This window comes from Tardiphaga sp. GW822-FHT04G09, assembly GCF_058800725.1.
In genome coordinates this window covers 246,367-268,602 of sequence record NZ_JBXAMO010000002.1, presented here as the reverse complement: position 1 = coordinate 268,602, position 22,236 = coordinate 246,367, and the positions used below count along the sequence as shown (strand labels likewise).

Here is a 22,236-nt window from a genome sequence, read left to right as displayed (position 1 = left end):
ACGACCTCCTAGACTCTGCCGAGCGCGAAGCCGCGCGCGATATAATTGCGGACGAACCAGATGACGAGGGCACCGGGAATGATGGTCAGCACGCCGGCGGCGGCGAGCAGGCCCCAGTCCATGCCGGAGGCCGACACGGTGCGCGTCATCACCGCGGAGATCGGCTTGGCATTCACCGAGGTCAGCGTGCGCGCGAGCAGCAATTCGACCCATGAGAACATGAAGCAGAAGAAGGCAGCGACGCCGATGCCCGATGCGATCAGCGGCACCAGAATCTTCACGAAGAACTTCGGAAACGAATAGCCATCGAGAAACGCCGTCTCGTCGATCTCGCGCGGCACGCCCGAGACGAAACCTTCGAGGATCCAGACTGCGAGGGGCACGTTGAACAGGCAATGCGCCAGCGCCACGGCCCACGGCGTGTCGAACAGGCCGATCGCCGAATAGAGATTGAAGAACGGCAGCGCGAACACCGCGGGCGGCGCCATCCGATTCGACAGCAGCCAGAAGAATAGGTGCTTGTCGCCGAGGAATCGATAGCGCGAGAACGCATAGGCCGCGGGCAGCGCAAAGGAGATCGACAGGATGGTGTTGATGATGACGTATTTCAGCGAATTGATGTAGCCGGAATACCAGCTCTCGTCGGTGAAGATCCGGGTGTAATTTGCCAGCGTCGGCGCATGCGGCCACAGCGTCATGGTCGAGACGATTTCGCCATTGGTCTTGAAGCTCATATTGACGAGCCAGTAGATCGGCAACAGCAGGAAGATCAGGAACAGCATCAGGATAATGCGGCGACCGGGAATCGTATGCATCAGACCGCTCCCTCGCGCTTGGTGTGATCGACGCCGACATTGGTCATCACGGTGTAGAACACCCAGCACACGATCAGCACGATGATGTTGTACACCAGCGACAGCGCCGCGGCCTTGCCAAGATCGAACTGGCCGAGCGCGATCTTGACCAGTTCGATGGAGACGAAGGTGGTCGAATTTCCGGGTCCGCCGCCGGTGACCACGAAGGGCTCGGTATAGATCATGAAACTGTCCATGAAGCGCAGCAGCACGCCGATCAGCAGCACGCGGTTGAGCTTCGGCAGCTGGATAGCCCGGAAAACTGCCCAGCGTGACGCACCGTCGATCTGTGCTGCCTGGTAATAGGCATCGGGGATCGATTTCAAGCCCGCATAACACAGCAGCGCAACGAGGCTGGTCCAGTGCCAGACGTCCATGACGATGACGGTCGCCCAGGCATCGAACTCATTCGATACGTAATTATAGTCGATGCCCATGTGATTGAGCGTGTAGCCGAGCAGGCCAATGTCGGGACGGCCGAAGATCTGCCAGATGGTGCCGACCACGTTCCATGGAATCAAAAGCGGCAGCGCGAGGATCACAAGGCAGGCTGCGACGCGCCAGCCGTCACGCGGCATCGACAGCGCGACCAGAATGCCGAGCGGCACTTCGATGGCGAGGATGATCGCGGAGAACGCCAGATTGCGCAGCAGCGACGCGAAGAAGCGCCCGCCGAGATCGCTGGAGGGATCGAGCAATTCCTTGAACCAGCCGACACCGTTCCAGAAGAACTGGTTATTGCCGAAGGTATCCTGCATCGAATAGTTCACCACCGTCATTAGCGGAAGTACGGCGGAGAATGCCACGATCAGGAACACTGGCAGTACCAGGAACCAGGCTTTTTGGTTGACTGTCTTGTCCATCACGCGGCCCCTTCGACGAGACGGCTATTGGCATAAACGTGCACCCGCGACGGATCGAACACCAGCCCGACATCACCGCCGGAGACAGAAAATCCGGCGGGCACGCGCGCGGCAACCTTCACGCCGCCAATGCGCACCCGCGCGAAGCTGATGCGACCGAGATCGTCGATGCGCTCGACCTGCGCCCTGAGCAAGCCCGGCGCGGGCGCCGCAACATGGACGAATTCGGGGCGAATGCCGATTTCGATTGTCGCGCCCGCTGGCATCTGATCGTAGCTGCCATTGAGCGCGATGACATGACCGCCAATGCGTGCCTCGCGGCCACTGACCTCGGCGGGCACTATATTCATGCCGGGCGATCCGATGAAATAGCCGACAAACGTATGCGCCGGCTTGTCGAACAATTCCTGCGGCGTGCCGGACTGCACGACGCGGCCGTCATGCATCACCACCACCGTATCGGCAAATGTCAGCGCTTCCGTCTGATCGTGGGTCACATAAATCATGGTCAGATCCAGCGCGCGGTGCAGCGCCTTCAACTTCGATCGCAATTCCCATTTCAGATGCGGATCGATCACCGTGAGCGGCTCATCGAACAGCACGGCGGCGACATCGGAGCGCACAAGACCGCGCCCCAGCGAAATCTTCTGCTTGGCGTCCGGCGTCAGCCGCGTCGCCTTGCGGTTCAAATACGGCGTGAGGTCGAGCAGTCCGGCGATTTCTTTCACGCGGGCGTCGATCTGCGCGCGCGGCACGCCGCGATTCTTCAGCGGAAATGCGAGATTCTCGCCGACGGTCATGGTGTCGTAGATGACGGGAAACTGGAACACCTGCGCGATGTTGCGCTTCTGGGTCGACAGCGGCGTGACGTCCTTGCCGTCGAAGAGGATCTGGCCGCGCGACGGCGTGACGATACCGGAGATCAGGTTCAGCAACGTCGTCTTGCCGCAGCCGCTTGGTCCGAGCAGCGCATAGGCGCCGCCCTGCCGCCACGTCATCGAGATGGGCTTCAGTGCAAAAGATTCCGGATCGGCATCGTTGCCGCTGTAGGATTGCGCGAGATCGACGAGATCGATGCGGGCCATGTTACGCTCCCTGCGCCATGTTGGGAGCGGCGACCAGACGATCGCTACCATCGAAGACGAACAGATTTTCAGGATCGAGCACGGCGTCGAGCATGTGGCCGGGCTCGAATTCATGCACACCCTGCAGCACCGCAACCCAATTGGCAGCATCACGCTTCAGATGGACGAAGCTTTCCGACCCGGTGATTTCGGTGACCGTCACTTCCGCCGGAAATGCATGCCGTCCGGCAAGACCACTGGCGACTTCGAGCTGATGCGCGCGGAAGCCAACGCGATAGCTGCCGTCGGCGAGGTTGGCATAGAGCCCGCTGGCGGGCGCCGTCGCACCGCCGGCATACTGCACGTTGCCGTTCTTCTTCTCGATCGCAACAAGATTGAGCGGTGGGTCGGAGAATACCTCGGCGGCCTTGAGGGTCTCCGGATGCCGATAGACTTTCGAAGTCCGGCCGACCTGCAGGATCTGGCCTTCCCACAGGCACACGGTGCTGCCGCCCAACAGGAGCGCTTCCGATGGCTCGGTGGTCGCGTAAACGAAGATCGCGCCTGAGGCCTCGAAAATCTTCGGCAGTTCGGTGCGCAGCTCTTCGCGGAGCTTGTAATCGAGATTGGCGAGCGGCTCGTCGAGCAGCACGAGATCGGCGCCCTTGACCAGGGCCCGGGCAATCGCCGTGCGCTGCTGCTGGCCACCGGAGAGCTGCAGCGGCGTGCGTTTCAGATAGGGCTCGAGCTTGAGCAGCGCCGCGGCCTCGTGCACGCGGGTTTCAATCTCGGCTTTAGGCTTGCCCTGCACGCGCAGCGGCGACGCGATGTTCTCATACACCGTCAGCGACGGGTAATTGATGAACTGCTGATAGACCATTGCCACCGAGCGCTTGCGGATGTCGATGCCAGTGACGTTCTTGCCATCGACCAGCACGCGGCCCTGCACCGGCTTGTCGAGCCCGGCCAGCAATCGCATGATCGAGGTCTTGCCGGCCAATGTCGGCCCGAGCAGCACATTCAGGGTGCCACGCTCCAGTGTCAGCGAGACGTCACGGATCGTCGTGACGCCATCCACCATCTGCGAGACGTGATCGAGCGCAACGCTCATGACCGCGCTCCCGCTTCACGCATCGAACCGGCAGGCTGGGTGCGATTCGCCTGCAGCCATTGATCGAGCGCCGCGATCTCACCCTTCGACAGGCGCAGGCCCAGTTTGGAACGGCGCCAGACGATATCCTCGGCGCTGACGGCCCATTCATTGGCCACGAGATAGCGCACTTCCCGCTCGGTGAGCGTTGCACCAAAGGCCTGACCGAGATCGGCCGCGGACTTCGCGACGCCCAGCATCTTCGCGGCGCGCGTGCCATAGGCATGCGCCAATCGGTTGGCATGCGTCCGCGTGAGGAACGGATAGTCGCGCAACAGTTCTGCGATCAGCGCATCGACCGCGGAGACATCGAAATCGCCCCCGGGCAGCGAGGCGCCCGCCGTCCAGCCTTCCCTGGCCTTGGTGCCCTTGAGATAAGGCGCGAGCTTCTGCAAGGCTTCTTCGGCGAGGCGGCGATAGGTCGTGATCTTACCGCCATAAATCGACAGCAGCGGTAGTCCGCCAGGCACATCGAGCTCGAACACATAATCGCGCGTTGCCGCCTTGGCCTCATTGGCGCCGTCGTCATAGAGCGGACGGACACCGGAATAGGTCCACACCACGTCTTCGGCGAGCACGGGCCTGGCGAGATATTCGCTCACCGACTTGCAGAGATAGTTGATCTCATCGGCGGAGATTTTCACGTCGGCGGGATCCCCGTGATAGTCGATATCGGTGGTGCCAATCAGGGTGAAATCGTCCTGATAGGGAATCGCAAACACGATACGACCATCAGCATTCTGGAAGATATAGGCGCGGTCGTGGGCGTAGAGCTTCGGCACCACGATATGCGAACCCTGCACCAGACGGACTTTCGCCTTTGCATTGACGCCGGCGCCGACCGCCAGAACATTCTCGACCCACGGGCCGCCGGCATTGACCAGCGCGCGCGCGCTGATGGTTGAACGTTCGCCCGTTGACGTGTCCTGCACCGTGACCTGCCACAGGCCATCGGCCTGTCGAATCTCGGTCGCGCGTGTGCGCGTCCGGATCACAGCGCCACGATCGGCCGCATCACGGGCGGTCAGCACCACGAGGCGGGCGTCATCGACGAAACAATCGGAATATTCGAAACCGCGGGTGAAGCGGCCGGGAGCCAGCGGCTTGCCGGTCTCGTCTTTGGTGAGATCGAGCGTACGGGTGGCCGGAAGAAGTTTTCGGCCGCCGATATAGTCGTACAGGAACAGACCGAGCCGCAGCAGCCAGGCCGGACGCAACCCTGCATGATGCGGCAGCACAAAGCGCAGCGGACGGATGATATGCGGCGCGATCTGCCAGAGGATTTCGCGCTCAAGCAGCGCGTGGCGAACCAGTTTGAAGTCGTAATATTCGAGGTAGCGCAGGCCGCCATGGATAAGCTTGGTCGACCAGGACGACGTCCCGCTGGCCAGATCGTTCATCTCGCAGAGGAAGACGGAATTGCCGCGGCCGACAGCATCGCGGGCGATACCGCAGCCGTTCACACCGCCACCAATGATTGCAAGGTCGTAGATCTGACCCACCCCGTCTCCCCTCCTGCGCCAATCGTCTGGCGCCTTCCTTCGGACGCGCCATCTTCACTTTCAGCGATTTGGCTTTCGCTTTTCATTAAAGCACAACAAAAAGCGAAAGCAACTGGCGTTTTCGGGGTCTGAACAGCTCTAAAGCGGGGTCGGTTCCGGTTCCAGATCGTCGGAATCATCCGCCGACCCCGGTAAAGCCGCGATCACCTTGACGCCCCGGCTCCGGCAGATCTCCTGCAAGGACGGCGGCAACGGCACGTCGGTCACGAAGGTCTGGACCTGGCTGATATGGGCGATGCGAACGGCGGCCGAGCGCCGCAATTTGGTCGAATCGCACACCAGCATGACGCTGCGGGCATTGGCGATGATCGCCTGCGCCGCCTGCACCTCGCGATAGTCGAAGTCGAGGAGCGCGCCCTCCTCGTCGATTGCCGAGGCGCCGATGATGGCGTAATCGACCTTGAACTGGCCGATCAGCTTGATCGCCGTGGAGCCGATCACCGCGCCATCGGAGCGACGCACGGTGCCACCGGCCACGATCACCTCTATATGCGGATGCCGATACAGCATCATCGCGACATTGAGGTTGTTGGTGATGACCAGCAGGTTTTCGTGATTGGTCAGCGCGCTCGCCACTTCCTCGGTCGTGGTGCCGATATTGATGAATAGCGACGAGCCGTTGGGAATCTGTGCGGCGGCGGCGACCCCGATCGCCTTCTTCTCTTCGGCAGCCACGAAGCGCCGCGCTTCATAGGCAAGGTTCTCCACACCGGACGCGACAATGGCGCCGCCGTGAATACGCGTCAGCAGCCGCTGGTCGCAGAGATCGTTGAGATCCTTGCGGATGGTCTGTGCGGACACCTCGAACCGGCGCACGAGGTCGTCGACCATCACGCGACCGAAGGCGCGCGCATGGTTCAGGATTTCGGATTGGCGATGGGTCAGGCCAGCAGTCACAACAGCACCTCGGAGCGAACGATTCCATGGTGCGGTTGTTGGCGGCGATGGTCAACGCGGCAATGCAGCGTCGTTAAGCCGTCGCGGTCGTCTGAGCACCCTGCGCGGCGAACTGGAAGGCGGCACGTTCGGCTTCACGCGCATTGCGAAACAGCTGGCCTTCCATAGGGTTGAAACGATGAGACGCGGCGAAGAACCGGTAGCCGTCGGGATCGCGAACGACGATACCGGCAGCCTGCGACGAGACTTCGATGATGTAAGTGTCTGACATGGCGGCCCCCACGCGATAGGCGAAGCATATTCCGGGCCATTAACCTGGAAGGGGGGATTTCGTTCCCGCGTCAGACTGGAATCGTTCAGGTCGCAATCGTCGCGTCGGGGCGCTTGATCGGTTGCGGGCGGCCGGCCTCGTCGATGGACACGAAGGTGAAATTGCCATCTGTGACCAGGATCGGGGCGCTTTCGTTGCGGCGCAGAACCCAGGCCTCGATATGCACCGTCAGCGAGGTGCGGCCCATGCGTACCAGCTCAGCATGCACCGAGACGACATCGCCGACATGAACGGCCTTGCGGAAGGTCATCGCCTCGATAGCGACCGTGACGGTGCGCGTCTTGGCTACTTTCGCGGCGAAGATACCGCCGCCAAGATCCATCTGGCTGAGTAGCCAGCCGCCAAAAATATCGCCATTGGCATTGGTATCCGCCGGCATCGCCACCGTGCGGATGGTAAGATCGCCTGTCGGTTCCGCATCCAGCCCCGTCACTGGCTGCGTCTTTGATTCATTCATCTGCAAAGCCTGCCGTAAATTGCGTCATCATTTAAAGGTCTCCCAGCCGGCATCCGGCGCGAAGCGATCACCGAATCTTGCAGCCAGCGTTCGCAGCGTAGCGGTGATATTCTCGGTTCCGCGCGTCCGCGCATAGTTCAGCGGGCCGCCGCGGAACGGGGCATAGCCGGTGCCGAAGATCATTGCGCCATCGACTACATCGGGATTGTCAACGATGCCCTCGCGGAGACAGGCGACGCAGACATTGGACATCGGCAGCACCAGGCGATCGATCATCTCCTGCGTCGGCCGCGCCATGGCAACTGCGCTGGAACTCTTCTCGGCCTTGCCGTCACGCCACGTATAGAAGCCCTTGCCGGTCTTCTTGCCGAGCTCGCCCTTGTTGACCTTCTCGCGCAACCAGGCCGGCGTCGGCGGCAGCAGGTCGCCGAACCTGGAGCGCAGCATGTCGCCGACCGCGAGGCAGATGTCGAGACCGACCTGATCGGCCAGTTCAATGGGTCCCATCGGCATGCCGAACTGCTCCGCGGCGGCGTCGATGGTTTCCTTGTCGACCTTGTCCTCCATCAGCATCATCGCCTCGAGCATGTAAGGCGTCAGCGCACGATTGACGAGGAAGCCGGGCGAACTCTTCACCGGCAGCGGCAGGCGATCGATGGCGCCGACAAAGGCCGTGGCCTTCCTCAGCATCTCCGCATCGACGCCGTCATGGCTGATGACTTCGACGAGCTGCAGACGCGATACCGGATTGAAGAAGTGCAGGCCAAGCAACCGCTCCGGCCTGGCGAGCGTGCTGCGCAGATCCTGCAGCGGGATGCTCGACGTGTTGGTGGCGAGAATTGCATCCGGCTTCATGCGCGGCTCGATACCGGCATAGACTTTTTGCTTCAGCTCGAGCTTCTCCGACACCGCCTCGATGATCAGGTCGGCGTTGCGGACCCCCTCGCCGTCCATATCGGGGATCAGGCGATCCAGCGTGTCGCGCTGGTCGGTGCGCTTGCGGATAATCTTGCTGTAGAGATCGGCGGCGCGCCTGATCGCACCGGCGATCGGCTCGGGCTTCATGTCGGCCAGCGTCACGCGCATGTCCTGATGCGCGCACCAGGCGGCGATGTCGCCGCCCATGGCGCCGGCGCCGATCACATGAACATGCTTGATTGTATTGCCGTCGCCGGCGAGCTTCTTCATCTGCTCGCGCAGGAAGAACACGCGGATCAGGTTCTGCGCCGTTGGCGTCACCATCAGCCGGGCAAAGGACGCCTTCTCGGCGTTCAACATCGCGGCACGGTCGCCGCCATGTTTCTCCCACAGATCAATCAGCGCGTAAGGCGCGGGATAATGTTCGCGCGGCGCTGCTTTCCCGGCCTCCGCCACCATGCGCGAGGCAAGAATGCCGCGCACCGGCGAGAAATTCATGATCGGGATCAACGGACTCGGCTTGGCGCGCTTGAGCTTGCCGAACACCGCATCGCGCACGGCGTTGCGGACATGGCGCTCCTCGGTCACCGCATCGACAAGACCGATCGCTTTCGCCTTGCGGGAATCGATGGTCTTGCCGGTCAGCATCAGCGGCATCGCCTGCATCGGACCCACCAGATCCGTCAAGCGCGCTGTGCCGCCGAGGCCGGGATGCAGGCCGAGCATGACTTCCGGGAAACCGAAGCGTGCACCATCTATAGCGATACGCATCTGGCAGGCCAGCGCCACTTCGAGACCGCCGCCGAGGCAGAAGCCGTGGATCACGGCCACCGTCGGAATCTTCAGCGCCTCGAAGCGATCGATCACCGCATGAGCGCGGCTGATCTGCGTTTCCACTTCCAATGGGTCGCTGGCGCCGCGAAATTCATTGACGTCGGCGCCGGCGATGAAGCCGGAAGGTTTGGCCGAACGGATCACGATGCCGGTCGGGCGCTGGGCTTCCAGCGCATTCAGCACCTGATCGAATTCTTCCAGCACCACAGCCGACAGCGTATTGGCGCTGGCGTCGGCGCGATCAAACAACAGCCATGCGATGCCCTCGGCATCGCGCGTCAGCTTAAAGTGGCGATAGGCGCCTGATGGGTCGGGAGCCGGCCCGAGTTCCAGCACGCGATCCCCAAGAACGTCCATGATCTTGCTGTCCATGACGCCCTCACACCGTCTCGATCAACATCGCACCACCGAGGCCGCCGCCGATACATTCGGTAGCGATTCCCCGTTTGGTGCCGAGCCGCTTCATCGCATTGACGAGATGCAGCACAATGCGGTTGCCTGACGTGCCGACGGGGTGGCCGAGGCTGATCGCACCGCCATCGACATTGAGCCTGGCGCGATCGATCTCGCCGGCAGCGCCATCGAGGCCGAGCACTTCGCGGCAGAATTTCTCGTCCTTCCAGGCGGCGAGACAGCCGAGAACCTGCGTCGCGAAGGCTTCGTTCAATTCCCAGGTCTCGATGTCCTGAATCGTCATGTTGTTGCGCTTGAGGAGGTCGTTCGACGACAACACCGGACCGAGCCCCATAATCGACGGATCGAGCGCCGACCACTGGCTATCGACGATCACAGCCTTCGGCGTGAGACCATGTTTTGCTACCGCTTCTTCGGACGCAAGGATCGTCCATGATGCGCCATCGGTGATCTGCGAGGAATTTCCGGCAGTGACCTGCCCCCAGGGACGTTCGAATACCGGCTTCAGTGTTGCGAGCTTGTCGACCGACGAATCCGCACGGACGCCGTCATCGCGGTCGTAGAAATTGCCCTTGCGATCGAAGGCGGTCTCGACTTCGCCCTTCAGCCAACCCTGTTCCTGCGCATGGGCAAGGCGCTTGTGGCTTTCGACGGCATAGGCATCGGCCTGCGCGCGCGTGATGCCGAACAAATGCCCAACCTTTTCGGCGGTCTGGCCCATATTGAGGTCGGTGATCGGATCGGTAAGCCCGCGTTCGAGGCCGATGACCGGCTTGAAATAAGCCGGCCGCGCCTTGGCGATCGCCGCCACCTTGCCGAGCACACCCTTGGCCATAGCAAGCCCGGCGAACCAGCGCACGCCGTTCTGCGGCCACACCAGTGGCGCGTGGCTGAGCGCCTCGGCACCACCGGCGAGAATCAGATCGGCATTGCCTTCGCGGATATAGCGATAGCCGGTATCGATCGACTGCATGCCGGAGCCGCAATTGATCTGCACGGTGAAGGCGACCATCGCCTCGCCCATGCCAAGCCGAAGCGCGGCGACGCGCGCCGGGTTCATCTCGTCGGCAATGACATTGACGCAGCCGAGGATCACCTGATCGAAGGCATCCGGTGCAAATGGCTGCCGCGCCAACAGCGGGCGGCCACATTGAACAGCAAGATCGACAGGAGTGAAGGGGCCGGGGCCGCTGCGCGCTTTCAGGAACGGCGTGCGGCTGCCATCCACGATATAGACTGGTCTTGTCATGAGAGTCTTGCCATCAGCTTGCTGCCCGCTGCTCACCAAGTTCCTGGAAGAACTGGTGCACGTTATCGGACTTCTTATAGCCGGGCGACAGCTCTTCCGGCGCAAAGTGATCGACCTCGATCACCAGCTTGACGGCTTCCTGTGCGGCGGCGAGCTTTTCGCCCTCGGCCTGAGTGATAACGCCCTGTGCCACTGCATCCTTCCAGTTCTTGAGCTTTGCCGTGCGGATGCGCTTGGCAATATCGTCACTCGATGTCACCAGTTTGAACGCCTTCTCCAGCCGCGCCAGCCCGCGATCGTCGTCAACATGCGAAAGGTCTGGCGTCAGGCGATCGCGCGTCGCCGACGGCTCCAGGATCATCTGGGCACAGCGATGCACCACACGGTCCGACGGGCCGAGGACCGAGGCGCCATAGGGCTGCACCACGAATTTCAGGATCGCGGCAACGAAGCGGTTCGGCAGATTGGCCAAAATCTCCGCCAAGCGGTTCTCGATGGTCTTGAAGCCGGATGCCATGCACCATTCGAGCGCCGGCAGATCGTCCTGCTGACGGCCTTCGTCCTCCCAGCGTTTCAGGGCTGCGGACAGCAGATACAATTCAGAGAGAATGTCGCCAAACCGCGCCGACAGCATTTCCTTGCGCTTCAGCGCGCCACCGAGCGTCAGTAGCGCCATATCGGCACACAAAGCGAAGGCCGAGGAATAACGCGAGAGCTGGCGATAGAACTGCGTGGCATCGCCCGCATCCGGTGCCGGCGCGAACATTCCGCCGGTCCAGCTACGCCCCCATGCGCGGAACAGCGTGGTGACGCTGTGGCCAACATGTTTCCAGAACGCGGTATCGAAGGCGTCGAGGCCCTTTGTCTTGTCGGGTTCGCTGAGCGCATTCATTTCGTCGAGCAGATAGGGATGCGCACGGATGGCACCCTGCCCGAATACGATGAGATTGCGTGTCAGGATGTTGGCGCCTTCCACCGTGATGCCGACCGGCACTGCACGATAGAGATTGCCCATATAGTTTTGGGGGCCGTCGATCACTGCCTTGCCGCCATGGATATCCATCGCATCGTCAATGGCGAGGCGCATACGTTCGGTGGCGTGCAGTTTCATGATGCCGGAGATCACAGCCGGGTGGCGGCCTTCGTTGAGCGCCGCGGATGTCAACCGACGTGCCGCATCGAGCAGATAGGCCGTGCCGGCGATGCGGGCGAGCGGCTCCTCGATACCCTCGAACTTGCTGATCGAGATGTTGAACTGCTCGCGAATGCGGGCATAGGCACCAGTCGTCCGGGCTGCATAGGCGGCGCCGGCCGCCGACAACGACGGCAATGAGATGCCACGGCCGGCGGCGAGCGCCGACATCAGCATCTTCCAGCCCTGACCAAGCCGCTCTTCGCCGCCGATGATGTAGTCGAGCGGAATGAACACGTCGCGGCCCCAGTTCGGGCCGTTCTGGAACACCTGCATCGACGGCAGATGACGCTGGCCGATCTCGACGCCCGGAAGGTCATGCGGGATCAACGCAACCGTGATGCCAAGCTCGTCCTGATTGCCGACGAGATGATCGGGATCATAGGCCTTGAAGGCGAGACCGATCAGCGTCGCGACCGGGCCGAGCGTGATATAGCGCTTGTGCCAGTTGAGGCGCAGGCCCAGAACCTCCTGGCCTTCGAACGTGCCCTTGCAGATGATGCCGCTGTCGATCATCGAGGCCGCGTCGGAGCCCGCTTCCGGGCTGGTGAGGCCGAAACAGGGAATGTCGCGTCCATCGGCGAGGCGCGGCAGCCAGCGCTGGCGCTGCGCGTCGGTGCCAAATTTCATCAGCAATTCGCCGGGGCCGAGCGAGTTGGGCACCATCACGGTGACGGCGGCGACCACCGAACGCGACGAAATCTTCCTGACGACTTCGGAATGCGCATAGGGCGAAAAACCGAGGCCGCCGAACTCCTTCGGAATGATCATGCCGAAGAACTTTTCTCGCTTGATGAACTCCCAGACTTCCGGCGGCAGATCGCGTAATTCCCAATTGATCTTCCAGTCGTCGATCATCTCGCAGAGACGATCCACAGGCCCGGTCATGAAAGCCTGCTCTTCAGCCGTCAGCGTCGCGGGCTTCACGGCGAGCAGCTTGGCCCAGTCCGGATTGCCGGTGAACAGGTCCGCATCCCACCAGACGTCGCCGGCTTCCAGTGCCTCGCGCTCGGTATCGGACATTTTCGGCAAGACGCCCTTGGCCCAACCGAAGATCGGCTTGGTGAGGTAATCGCGGCGCAAGCTGGACGAGCTCATGGAGGCTTCCTCTCGATCACGGCGACCGGCAATCCGGGCGGACAGCGGGCGCCAAAAGGCAGACGCTCTTAGCGGGACGGTGTTGGTGTCACCTTAGCTTTCGCATTGAAATTTAAGCGAAAATCGGACAGCATCGAGCCATCATTAACGGCAGGATACCGCAACGGTTCCCGAAAGGCGATTTTCCACCGCGTGACCAGTGGTCGCGCGACCGAAACGCCGAAAGAACAGATAGCCTCAGTCCGGGCGGGCCATCTCGAACATGGCGTCCTGCTTGATATGGAAGTAGTCGCCGCGGCGGCCGGCGCGCAGGATCGGGCCGGCGAGCGCGGTCTGGTACACGCCATCCACAATCAGGGTCTTGTCGATATGCACGGCGACCACCTCACCCATGGTGAGGAAGGCGTTGGCCGAGGCACCGTTCGCGCCCTTGAGCTCGATGACCTGGGTGACCTTGCACTCGAACGCGACCCGGGCTTCGCCGACCCGGGGCACATTGACCAGCTTGCTCGGCACCGGCGTCAGACCGGCAAGCTCGAATTCATCCACTTCCGGGCCAACACTCGCGGACGTCGCGTTCATCTGCTTGGCCAGATCCATGGTGGCCAGATTCCAGACGAATTCCTTTGTCGCCTGCATGTTGCGGGCGGAATCCTTGAGGCCGATGCTGGAGAAGCCGATCAGCGGCGGGGTGTAGTTGAAGGCGTTGAAGAAGCTGTAGGGCGCCAGATTGACATGGCCGTTGGCATCCCGCGAGGACACCCAACCGATCGGGCGCGGGCCGATGATGGCATTGAAGGGATCGTGTTTGAGGCCGTGGCCGTTGGCGGGCTCGTAGGAATGCAGATCGAATGCGGTCACGCGAAGATCCCCTGAATTGACGTCAGGGAGATCGTCTAGACCCGCGGTGCCAGCCCGGCAAGAACGAAGTCGATCATCTGGTCCAGGGTCGGGCCCGGCTTCTCGGCGCATTGCGCGATCATCTGCGGGTGGAAATACCGCAGCATCGCCGTGCACGTGCACATGGCGGCCAGTTCGACGTCAGGGGCATGAAATTCGCCCTTGGCGGCGCCATCCGCGATAACGCCACCGATGGTGCCGGTGATCCGCTCCATATGGGCCGTGCAAACCTCCCAACTCTCTTCCATGGCGATGGCGACCATCTCATGCAGCTTGGCATCGCCGACATAGCGCTCGGCGTTCATCTGATGGATCGTCGTCAGCAACTCACGAAGTCGTTGCGCCGCCGGCTCCGGGTTGGCAACGATCACCCCGGCGGCCTCTTCGACTTCCCCCATCAGCCGCTGCGCGACGGCAGAAATGATCGACTTCTTCGAATCGAAGAAGCGATAGACATTCGCTGGCGACATCCGCAGCACCTTGGCGATATCAGCCACGGTGGTCTTCTGGTAGCCGATTTCACGAAACAGCTTTTCCGCGACCACAACGATGCGGCCCCGCATATCGGCTTCAACGTGATCAGAAATCAGAGTCATCTCGGACAGCAGTCTTCAATTATTCGGCAGCAAGCGGAAAGGCCTGTTGCTTGTCGTGATGTTGCGGTGCGTGATGATCGACATCCTCACCCGATCCGCGTTCATCCAGGCTCTTGCGAAACCATAGCGCATAGAGACCCGGGAGATACAACAACGTCAAGAACGTCGCCACAAACAATCCACCCATGATGGTGACCGCCATCGGGCCCCAGAAGGCCGAACGCGACAGCGGGATCATCGCCAGGATGGCCGCCAGCGCGGTCAGGATGACCGGACGCGCACGGCGCACGGTCGCCTCGATGATGGCTTCGCGGCGGGTCAGGCCGTGCTGCACGTCGGTTTCGATCTGATCCACCAGAATGACGGCGTTGCGCATGATCATGCCCGCCAGCGCAATCAGGCCGAGCAGTGCCACGAAGCCGAACGGCTTGTTGGCAATGTTCAGCGCCAAAGAGGCACCGACGATGCCGAGCGGCGCCGTCAGGAACACCAGGATCAGCCGCGAGAAGCTCTGCAGCTGCACCATCAGTAGCGTCAGCATGATGATCATCATCAGCGGAAACAGCACGGCGATAGAGGCATTGCCCTTGCTGGATTCTTCCACCGCGCCGCCGATCTCGATGCGGTAGGCCGGCTGCAGGCTGTCGCGGATTTGCTGCAGTTGCGGCCAGATCTGGTTGGTGACATCCGGCGGCTGCACGCCATCGACGACGTCGCCACGTACGGTGATCGCCATGTCGCGGTTACGGCGCCAGAGGATCGGCTCTTCATGGGCGTATTCGATCTTCGCCACCTGCGACAGCGGCACCGGGACGCCGTTGCGCGACATGATGGTGAGATCGCCCACACGGCCGAGGTCGAGACGCTCCGAGGGCACGGCACGGGCGACGACGCCAACCTTCTCGATCCCGTCACGCACGGTCGTGACCGAGGCGCCGGAGATCAGCATGGCGAGGGATTGTGACAGCTCCTGCGGCGTCAGGCCGAGCGCACGGGCGCGGTCCTGGTCAACCACCAACCTGAGAGACGGCGTCTGCTCGTTCCAGTCGAGCTGCGGATCGACCATGTTCTTGTTGGCGCGCATCACTTCGCGCACTCTGTAAGCGATATCGCGCACGGTCGCGGTATCCGGCCCGATGACGCGGAACTGGACGGGGAAACCGACCGGCGGACCGAAATTGAAGCGATCGACACGCACGCGCGCTTCCGGGAGCTGGCCATCGGCGACGGCCTTCTCGATCTTGGACTTGATGCGCTCGCGTGCCTCGACATCCTTGGACACGATCACGATCTCGGCGAAGGCCTCGTTCGGGAGTTGCGGATTAAGGCCGAGCCAGAAGCGCGGCGAGCCACGGCCGACATAGGCCGTATAGGTGGCGATGTCCTTGTCGTCCTTGAGCAGCTTCTCGGCGTCCTTGACGGCCTTTTCGGTTACGCCGAATGCCGTACCTTCCGGCAGACGCAACTGCAGGAACAGTTCGGGGCGTTCAGACAGCGGGAAGAACTGCTGCTGGACATGGCCGAAGCCGACAATGGCCGCAATGAAGATACCGACGGTGGCAGCCACCACTTTGACGCGGTGCGTGACGCACCACTGCACGACGCTGCGCAGACTGCGATAAATGCGCGTCTCATAGACCGCATGCGGATCGTAATTGGCCTTGCCGTGAGCAGCAAAGTTCGGCAGCAGCTTGACGCCGATATAGGGCGTGAAGATCACCGCGACGAACCATGAAGCGATCAGCGCAATCGCGACCACCCAGAAGATGCCACCGGCATATTCGCCGACTGCGGAATTGGCGAAGCCGATCGGCAGGAAGCCGACGGCCGTGATGAGCGTGCCGGTTAGCATCGGAAACGCCGTCGACTCCCAGGCAAAGGACGCCGCGCGCACGCGGTCCCAGCCCTGCTCCATTTTCACCACCATCATCTCGACCGCAATGATCGCGTCGTCGACAAGGAGGCCGAGCGCGATGATCAACGCGCCTAACGTGATTCGATGCAGGTCCATGCCCATCGCGTTCATGACCATGAAGACGATACCAAGCACCAGCGGCACCGACAGCGCCACCACGATGCCGGTGCGCCAGCCGAGCGCCAGGAAGCTGACAAACAGCACGATCGCGAGCGCCTCGACGAACGAGTGCGTGAATTCGCCAACGGCATGTTCGACCACCAGCGGCTGGTCGGCAATCTGCTCGACATTGATGCCCTGCGGGACGGCGACCATGAACTCGTTCTTGGCCTTGTCGACGTCCTTGCCGAGTTCGAGAATGTTGGCGCCATTCGCTGTGACCACACCGATGCCGAGTGCGTACTGGCCCTTCTGCCGGACCTTGAAATCCGGCGGATCGACGAAGCCGTGGCTCACCGTCGCGATATCTCCGAGGCGGAACGTGCGTCCGTTGCTCTCCACCGGCGTTTCCGCGACAGTCTTCACGCCATCGAGCGCACCGGTGACGCGCAGCGGCACGCGTTGCGATGAGGTTTCAACCGTGCCGGCCGGCTGGATCGCATTCTGCTTGGCGAGCGAGTCGAACAGCGTCTGCGGCGTGATACCGAGCGTCGCCAGCTTGGCGTGGGAGAATTCGACGAAGATGCGTTCGTCCTGGGTGCCGTAAAGATTGACCTTGGTGACGCCCTTCACCTTCAACAGGCGCTGGCGCAGGCCTTCGGCAACTTTCTTCAACTGCGCGAAATCAGCGCCGTCGCCTGTCATCATGTAGAGAATGGAGTCGACGTCGCTGAACTCGTCATTGACCGTCGGCCCGATCAGATTGGCCGGCAGACTGCCCTGCACGTCAGCGAGCTTCTTGCGCAGCAGATAGAACAGAAACGGCACGTCCTTGGCAGGTGCGTTGTCCTTGAACGTGACCTGCAGCGCCGTGAAGTTCGGCTTCGAATAGGTTTGCACCTTGTCGAAGTAAGGCAGCTCCTGCATCTTTTTCTCGATGGGATCTGCAACTTGCTCCTGCATTTCCTTGGCCGTCGCGCCCGGCCAGATCGCCGTCACGTTGACGACCTTCACCGTGAAGGACGGGTCTTCGGCGCGGCCAAGTTTCTCGTAGGAGATGAAACCACCAACACCGAGCGCGATGATCAGAAACAGGATCAGCGCGGGATGAGCGACGGCCCAGGCGGAGAGGTTGAAGCGATGCATCGACTTCGTCCTTTGAATGCGAGCGTCTTAAAACGACAATGCGGAGACGACGTGGACCTTCAGCGCAGGATCCAGTTTCTGCACCCCGAGCGTCACGATCTTGGCACCTTCATCGACGCCACCTGAGATGATGACATCGTTGCTCTCATAGGACTTCACCTTGACGGGCTGCAGCGCGACGTCGCCCGATGCGCTCACAACATAGAGCGACGGATTGTTGCCCTGGCTGAACAGTGCAGAGAGCGGCACGCGCGCAACGCGTTCGGTGGCGGGATCGGAGAGTGTCAGCGTTGCCGTCATGCCGAGCGACACCTTGTCGTCGGCCTCGGGCAGCGAGAACTTGGCGAGATAAGTGCGCGTCGCGGTGTCGGCATTGGGCGCGAGTTCACGCAGCTTGGCGGCATATTGCTTGCCAGGCTCGGACCACAGCGTCACGCTGGCGTCGCCTTCCTTGGCACGGCCAACCAGCGTTTCCGGAACGGAGACCACCGCCTCCTTCTCGCCGAAACGCGCGACACGGATGGCGGCCTGCCCGGCTGCAACGACCTGACCGGCATCGACCAGCGTGGCAGTGACAACACCGCGGGTGTCGGCGATCAGCGTCGCATAAGAGAGGCTGTTCTTGGTGAGCTCGACGGAGCGCTCGGCGCGGTTGAGGCGGGCACGTGCCTCGTCGCCCGACGCCTTGGCCTGATCGAGCTGCGCCTGGGTGGACCAGCCTTTGGCGCGCAGTTCGGTGGCGCGGCCTTCAGCGGCACTGGCATTGGCCAGTACACCGGTCGCCGCATTGAGTTCGGCCACGGCCTGCTCGGCCTGCAGCTTCAGGTCGACCTCGTCGAGCGTGGCTAGGGGCTGGCCGATCTCGACGGTCTGGCCGACTTCAACAAGGCGCTTGGCGACCTTGCCGGTCACCCGGAAACCCATATCGGTCTCGATCCGCGGGCGGATGGTGCCGACGAAACTGCGCTGTGGCGATTCCGGCTCGTAATGCACCGTCGCAACCAGCACAGGACGGGTCGGCTTGGCTTCAGCCTCGGTCTTCTTGCCGCATCCAGCCAGAAAAAGGGCCGGGATCAGCAGGAGTGCGGCGGCGAATGGCTTGCGGGAAGCGATGACTTTGGTTTGGCCGAGCATCACGAGCGTCCTTCGAATGAATGTTCGAAGGAGGTTAAGCCTGACTACTGACAAATGTCAATATTCGTCAGTGGTCACGATTTCGACAGATTGCCGCACCGCATCACGACCTTATTTCACCCGGGCCGGTTTGCCGGCGGCTGCGAACTCCGTTGCTGTCCCGTGATTACCGACCAGCACTAGGATTCCGGCCACCAGCGGCATAGCCGCTAGGACCAGAAGCCCGGTCGAGGTGCTGCCAGTTAGTTCCTTGACCCAGCCGATCAGATACGGACCGCCGAAGCCGGCGAGATTGCCGATCGAATTGATCAGCGCGATGGCGCCGGCTGCGGCCGTGCCGCTCAGCCACGCAGTTGGCAGCGTCCAGAACAGAGCAAAGGTGCAGAACACGCCGATCGCAGCGACCGTCAGCGCAACCATGGTCAGGGTCGGATTGGTGGAGATGCCGGACAACGCGAGCGCCACGGCGGTCAGCAGCAACGGTAAGCCGACATGCCAGACGCGCTCGCGGGTCTGGTCGGAATGCTGAGCCCACAGCACCATGGCGATGGAGCCGAACAGATAGGGGATCGCCGTAACGAAACCGGTCTGCAGGTTGGTGAAGCCGAACGCCTTCACGATCTGCGGCAGCCAGAACTGCATGCCATATAGGGCGCCGACGAAGCCGAAATAGATCACACTCAGCGTCAACACTTTCGGCGACAACAGCGCCTGCCCCAGCGTCATGCCGTGCATGCTCTCCTTGGCAAGACGTTCGCCTTCCAGTTTGTCGGAGAGCCACATCTTCTGTTCGGGCTTCAGCCATCCAGCCTTCTCGGGCTTGTCAGTGAGGTAGAACCAGGTGACGACGCCAAGAATGACCGAAGGAATGCCCTCGATGATAAACAGCCACTGCCATCCCTTGAGGCCCATGACGCCGTCGAGCCCCAGCAACATGCCGGAGATCGGCGCGCCAATCACCGTGGATACGGGCACCGCGATCGCAAAGGCCGCGAGGAAGCGCGCGCGATATTCGGCCGGAAACCAGTAAGTGAGATAGAGGATAATGCCGGGGAAGAAGCCGGCCTCAGCGACACCGAGCAGGAAACGCAGCGAGTAGAAGCTCCATGGACCGCTAACCAGAGCCATCAGCGCGGAGATGATGCCCCAGCTCACCATGATGCGCGCGATCCAGCGGCTGGCACCGAATTTCTCCAGCGCGATATTGCTGGGAACCTCGAAGATGAAATAGCCGATGAAGAAGATGCCGGCGCCCCAGGCGAACACCGTCGGCGAGAAATTCAGCTCGGCATTCATGGTCAGTGCCGCGAAGCCAAGATTGACGCGATCGAGATAGGCCAGGAAATAGGCCAGCACCAGAAACGGGATCAGCCGCCACGAAATGGCACGGATGGTCGAGGTTTCGATGTCGGATTTCGCGCTGCGCGTGGCGCGTGCGCCGACGGCGGTCTGGCTCATGGTTCACTCCCGGTCGTTTGTTCTCGGCCACGGCCTCTGCGGGCCGCGCTGTCATGTCGCACGGTTTAGCGAAAGAGCCGGGGAGCGGCAATGTCTGTGCAGAGCAGCAATCCGCTCAGCGCAGTACCTGCGTGAACAGCACCTGCGCAAAGCGCTCGATCGGCGCCGGGCTGCGCTCGGCTTTCGACAGCAGGTTGGCGCCCTGGAGTGAGGAGACGATGAAACCCGCAACCTCCGCGCATTTGAAGTCAGCCGGCAGCTCGCCGGCTTTCACAGCAGAGGTCAGGCATTCGGCGATACTCTGCTGAACATCGGCGAAGATCGTCAATAATCGGCTACGAATGAGATCGCTGTGGTCGCTCGCTTCGGCCGTGAAGTTGCCGAACAGGCAACCATTGCACATCTGGTCTTCGGTCAGCCGGGCCACATTGGCATCGATATAGGCGCGCAACCGCGCCAACGGGGACAAGCCTTCATTGCGCAGCGTCTGCGCCATCAGCTCGCGGCCCTTGGCGAAATAGAGATCGATGATCTCGAGGCCGAATTCTTCCTTGGAGGTAAAGTGATTGGTGAAAGTACCCTGCGGCACGCCCGCGGCATGCACGATGTCGCGAACACTGGCCCCCGCATAGCCGCGCGCATGCACGACCTTCAGTCCTGCAGTGAGAATCCTGTCGCGATTCGAGAGCTTCGCCATGGGCCTAATATGGCTGCGCCAGGCGCTGGATCAAGCGACCGCCGTGCATGGGCCCAAGCATTCGGCCCCTATATTCAGTCTTGATATTCAGCGAACCCGAGCGTCTAGCCCTGCCCGTAGCGCCGGGCCGCCTCGACGGTCAGGCCCTTGCCGACGGCCCCGAATGTGTCGCCATCGATGGCACGGGCGACAGGCAGCGCTGCCGTGATCGCCTTGCGGACATGGGCGAGCTGTACCGAACCGCCGGTCAGGAACACGGCATCGATCGCTTCGGGCTTCAGTCCGGCCTGGTTCAGGCAGATCTTGATCCGCGCGGTGATCCGATCGGCAAGCAATTGGGTATGGCTGACGAGTTCCTTGCGGGCGACGCCGGCAGCCAGACCCGGCTCGATCCAGTCGAGTGCGATGCTCGACTTCGGCTTGTCGGACAGGCCGATCTTTGCGCCCTCGACTTCCATCGCCAGCGTATGGCCGCGCTGTTCGTCCAGTACGCGCACGAGGCGATCCAGCAACTCGGGCTGCTGGGCCTCATAGCGCACCTGCTTGACCTCGTTCACGACCCTGGAATCGTACATCCGGTTGATGCTCGACCAGGTCGCAAGATCGTGGAAATAGCCCGACGGCACATCGAGCCCGGCACGCTTCATCGCCGAGCGATAGCCCAGCAGCGGCATGATCACGCCAAGGCTGAGATGCCTGTCGAAATCGGTGCCGCCGATGCGCACGCCGTCATTGGCAAGAATGTCGCCTTTGCGATCGGCATGGCGATGCCGCTCGGGCGAAAGACGCACGATGGAGAAGTCCGATGTACCGCCGCCGATATCGGCGATCAGCGCGATCTCCTCCGAATTGATCTGACGCTCATAGTCCAGCGCCGCGGCGATCGGCTCGAACTGGAACGTGACGTCCTCGAATCCGACGTCTTTCGCGATGGCGCGCAGCGTGTCTTCGGCCTTGGCATCGCCCGCCGGATTGTCATCGACAAAATGGACGGGACGGCCATGGACGACCTGGCGAAGTTCAAGCCCTGTGGCCTGTTCCGCACGCCGCTTCACCGCGCCAAGATAATAGGCGATGACATTGCGGAAGCTGACGCGCTCGCGGCCGACGCGCGTGGTCTCGTCGATCAGCGAGGTGCCGAGCACGGATTTGAGACTGCGCATCAGGCGGCCAGGCGCCCCCTCCACATAGGCCTCAATCGCCTTGCGGCCGATGAACGCGCCGGTATCGGCCTTGTAGAAGATCGCACTCGGAATTGTGACATGATGGTCTTCGAGCGCCGCCAGCACCGGAACATCATTGATGACGGTACCGAGCGTCGTGTTCGACGTTCCAAAATCCAGACCACAAACCGACATTGCCGCTCCCGAAAGGAACGTCCGTCTACACAGTTCGCAAGCTACGATCC

18 protein-coding genes are annotated in these 22,236 nt (G+C 61.9%); all 18 read right to left on the bottom strand.

Annotated elements, in window-relative coordinates; genetic code table 11:
- Positions 1–8 precede the first annotated feature (8 nt).
- The 18 genes from AC1RLZ_RS04995 to AC1RLZ_RS04910 all read right to left on the bottom strand — a co-directional run bounded on the left by AC1RLZ_RS04995 (position 9) and on the right by AC1RLZ_RS04910 (position 22,186).
- Complete coding sequence (locus AC1RLZ_RS04995; protein ID WP_493187717.1) at positions 9–815, bottom strand: carbohydrate ABC transporter permease; 807 nt, start codon at positions 813–815, stop codon at positions 9–11.
- A complete protein-coding gene (locus AC1RLZ_RS04990) occupies positions 815–1,717 on the bottom strand; it encodes a carbohydrate ABC transporter permease (protein WP_493187716.1) in 903 nt (300 codons plus the stop codon). Before AC1RLZ_RS04990 ends, AC1RLZ_RS04995 begins: the two co-directional genes overlap by 1 nt.
- Positions 1,717–2,802 carry an ABC transporter ATP-binding protein gene (locus tag AC1RLZ_RS04985; protein WP_371421785.1) on the bottom strand — a complete coding sequence of 362 codons (1,086 nt, stop codon included), beginning with the start codon at positions 2,800–2,802 and terminating at the stop codon, positions 1,717–1,719. Before AC1RLZ_RS04985 ends, AC1RLZ_RS04990 begins: the two co-directional genes overlap by 1 nt.
- A gap of 1 nt (position 2,803) precedes the next feature.
- A complete protein-coding gene (locus AC1RLZ_RS04980) occupies positions 2,804–3,892 on the bottom strand; it encodes an ABC transporter ATP-binding protein (protein ID WP_493187715.1) in 1,089 nt (362 codons plus the stop codon).
- A complete protein-coding gene (gene glpD, locus AC1RLZ_RS04975; protein ID WP_493187714.1) occupies positions 3,889–5,433 on the bottom strand; it encodes a glycerol-3-phosphate dehydrogenase in 1,545 nt (514 codons plus the stop codon). The genes AC1RLZ_RS04980 and glpD overlap by 4 nt, the downstream gene beginning before the upstream one ends.
- A 138-nt stretch (positions 5,434–5,571) precedes the next feature.
- Positions 5,572–6,390 (bottom strand): DeoR/GlpR family DNA-binding transcription regulator, encoded by an 819-nt coding sequence (locus tag AC1RLZ_RS04970; RefSeq protein ID WP_371421788.1) that lies wholly within the window; start codon positions 6,388–6,390, stop codon positions 5,572–5,574.
- 73 nt (positions 6,391–6,463) lie between these two features.
- Positions 6,464–6,661 carry a hypothetical protein gene (locus tag AC1RLZ_RS04965; protein WP_493187713.1) on the bottom strand — a complete coding sequence of 66 codons (198 nt, stop codon included), beginning with the start codon at positions 6,659–6,661 and terminating at the stop codon, positions 6,464–6,466.
- Positions 6,662–6,746: 85 nt separating this feature from the next.
- Positions 6,747–7,178 (bottom strand): acyl-CoA thioesterase, encoded by a 432-nt coding sequence (locus AC1RLZ_RS04960; protein WP_493187712.1) that lies wholly within the window; start codon positions 7,176–7,178, stop codon positions 6,747–6,749.
- A gap of 27 nt (positions 7,179–7,205) precedes the next feature.
- Positions 7,206–9,302: a 3-hydroxyacyl-CoA dehydrogenase NAD-binding domain-containing protein gene (locus AC1RLZ_RS04955; RefSeq protein WP_493187711.1), complete on the bottom strand. Its 2,097-nt coding sequence runs from the start codon at positions 9,300–9,302 to the stop codon at positions 7,206–7,208.
- Between the two features lie 7 nt (positions 9,303–9,309).
- The gene (locus tag AC1RLZ_RS04950) at positions 9,310–10,593 is read right to left on the bottom strand and encodes an acetyl-CoA C-acetyltransferase (RefSeq protein ID WP_493187710.1); all 1,284 of its coding nucleotides are present in this window, start codon (positions 10,591–10,593) and stop codon (positions 9,310–9,312) included.
- Between the two features lie 13 nt (positions 10,594–10,606).
- On the bottom strand, positions 10,607–12,883 hold the full coding sequence (locus AC1RLZ_RS04945) for an acyl-CoA dehydrogenase (RefSeq protein WP_493187709.1): 2,277 nt from the start codon (positions 12,881–12,883) through the stop codon (positions 10,607–10,609).
- Between the two features lie 237 nt (positions 12,884–13,120).
- Entirely contained in the window at positions 13,121–13,744 is a 624-nt protein-coding gene (locus tag AC1RLZ_RS04940) for a flavin reductase family protein (RefSeq protein ID WP_371421794.1), read from the bottom strand.
- Positions 13,745–13,779: 35 nt separating this feature from the next.
- The gene (locus tag AC1RLZ_RS04935; RefSeq protein WP_371421795.1) at positions 13,780–14,379 is read right to left on the bottom strand and encodes a TetR/AcrR family transcriptional regulator; all 600 of its coding nucleotides are present in this window, start codon (positions 14,377–14,379) and stop codon (positions 13,780–13,782) included.
- 19 nt (positions 14,380–14,398) lie between these two features.
- Entirely contained in the window at positions 14,399–17,539 is a 3,141-nt protein-coding gene (locus AC1RLZ_RS04930; protein WP_493187708.1) for an efflux RND transporter permease subunit, read from the bottom strand.
- Positions 17,540–17,566: 27 nt separating this feature from the next.
- Complete coding sequence (locus AC1RLZ_RS04925) at positions 17,567–18,673, bottom strand: efflux RND transporter periplasmic adaptor subunit (RefSeq protein WP_493187707.1); 1,107 nt, start codon at positions 18,671–18,673, stop codon at positions 17,567–17,569.
- 111 nt (positions 18,674–18,784) lie between these two features.
- Positions 18,785–20,131: an MFS transporter gene (locus AC1RLZ_RS04920; RefSeq protein WP_493187706.1), complete on the bottom strand. Its 1,347-nt coding sequence runs from the start codon at positions 20,129–20,131 to the stop codon at positions 18,785–18,787.
- Between the two features lie 115 nt (positions 20,132–20,246).
- Entirely contained in the window at positions 20,247–20,828 is a 582-nt protein-coding gene (locus AC1RLZ_RS04915) for a TetR family transcriptional regulator C-terminal domain-containing protein (RefSeq protein WP_371421921.1), read from the bottom strand.
- 104 nt (positions 20,829–20,932) lie between these two features.
- Complete coding sequence (locus AC1RLZ_RS04910; RefSeq protein WP_493187705.1) at positions 20,933–22,186, bottom strand: Hsp70 family protein; 1,254 nt, start codon at positions 22,184–22,186, stop codon at positions 20,933–20,935.
- Between the last annotated feature and the right edge of the window lie 50 nt (positions 22,187–22,236).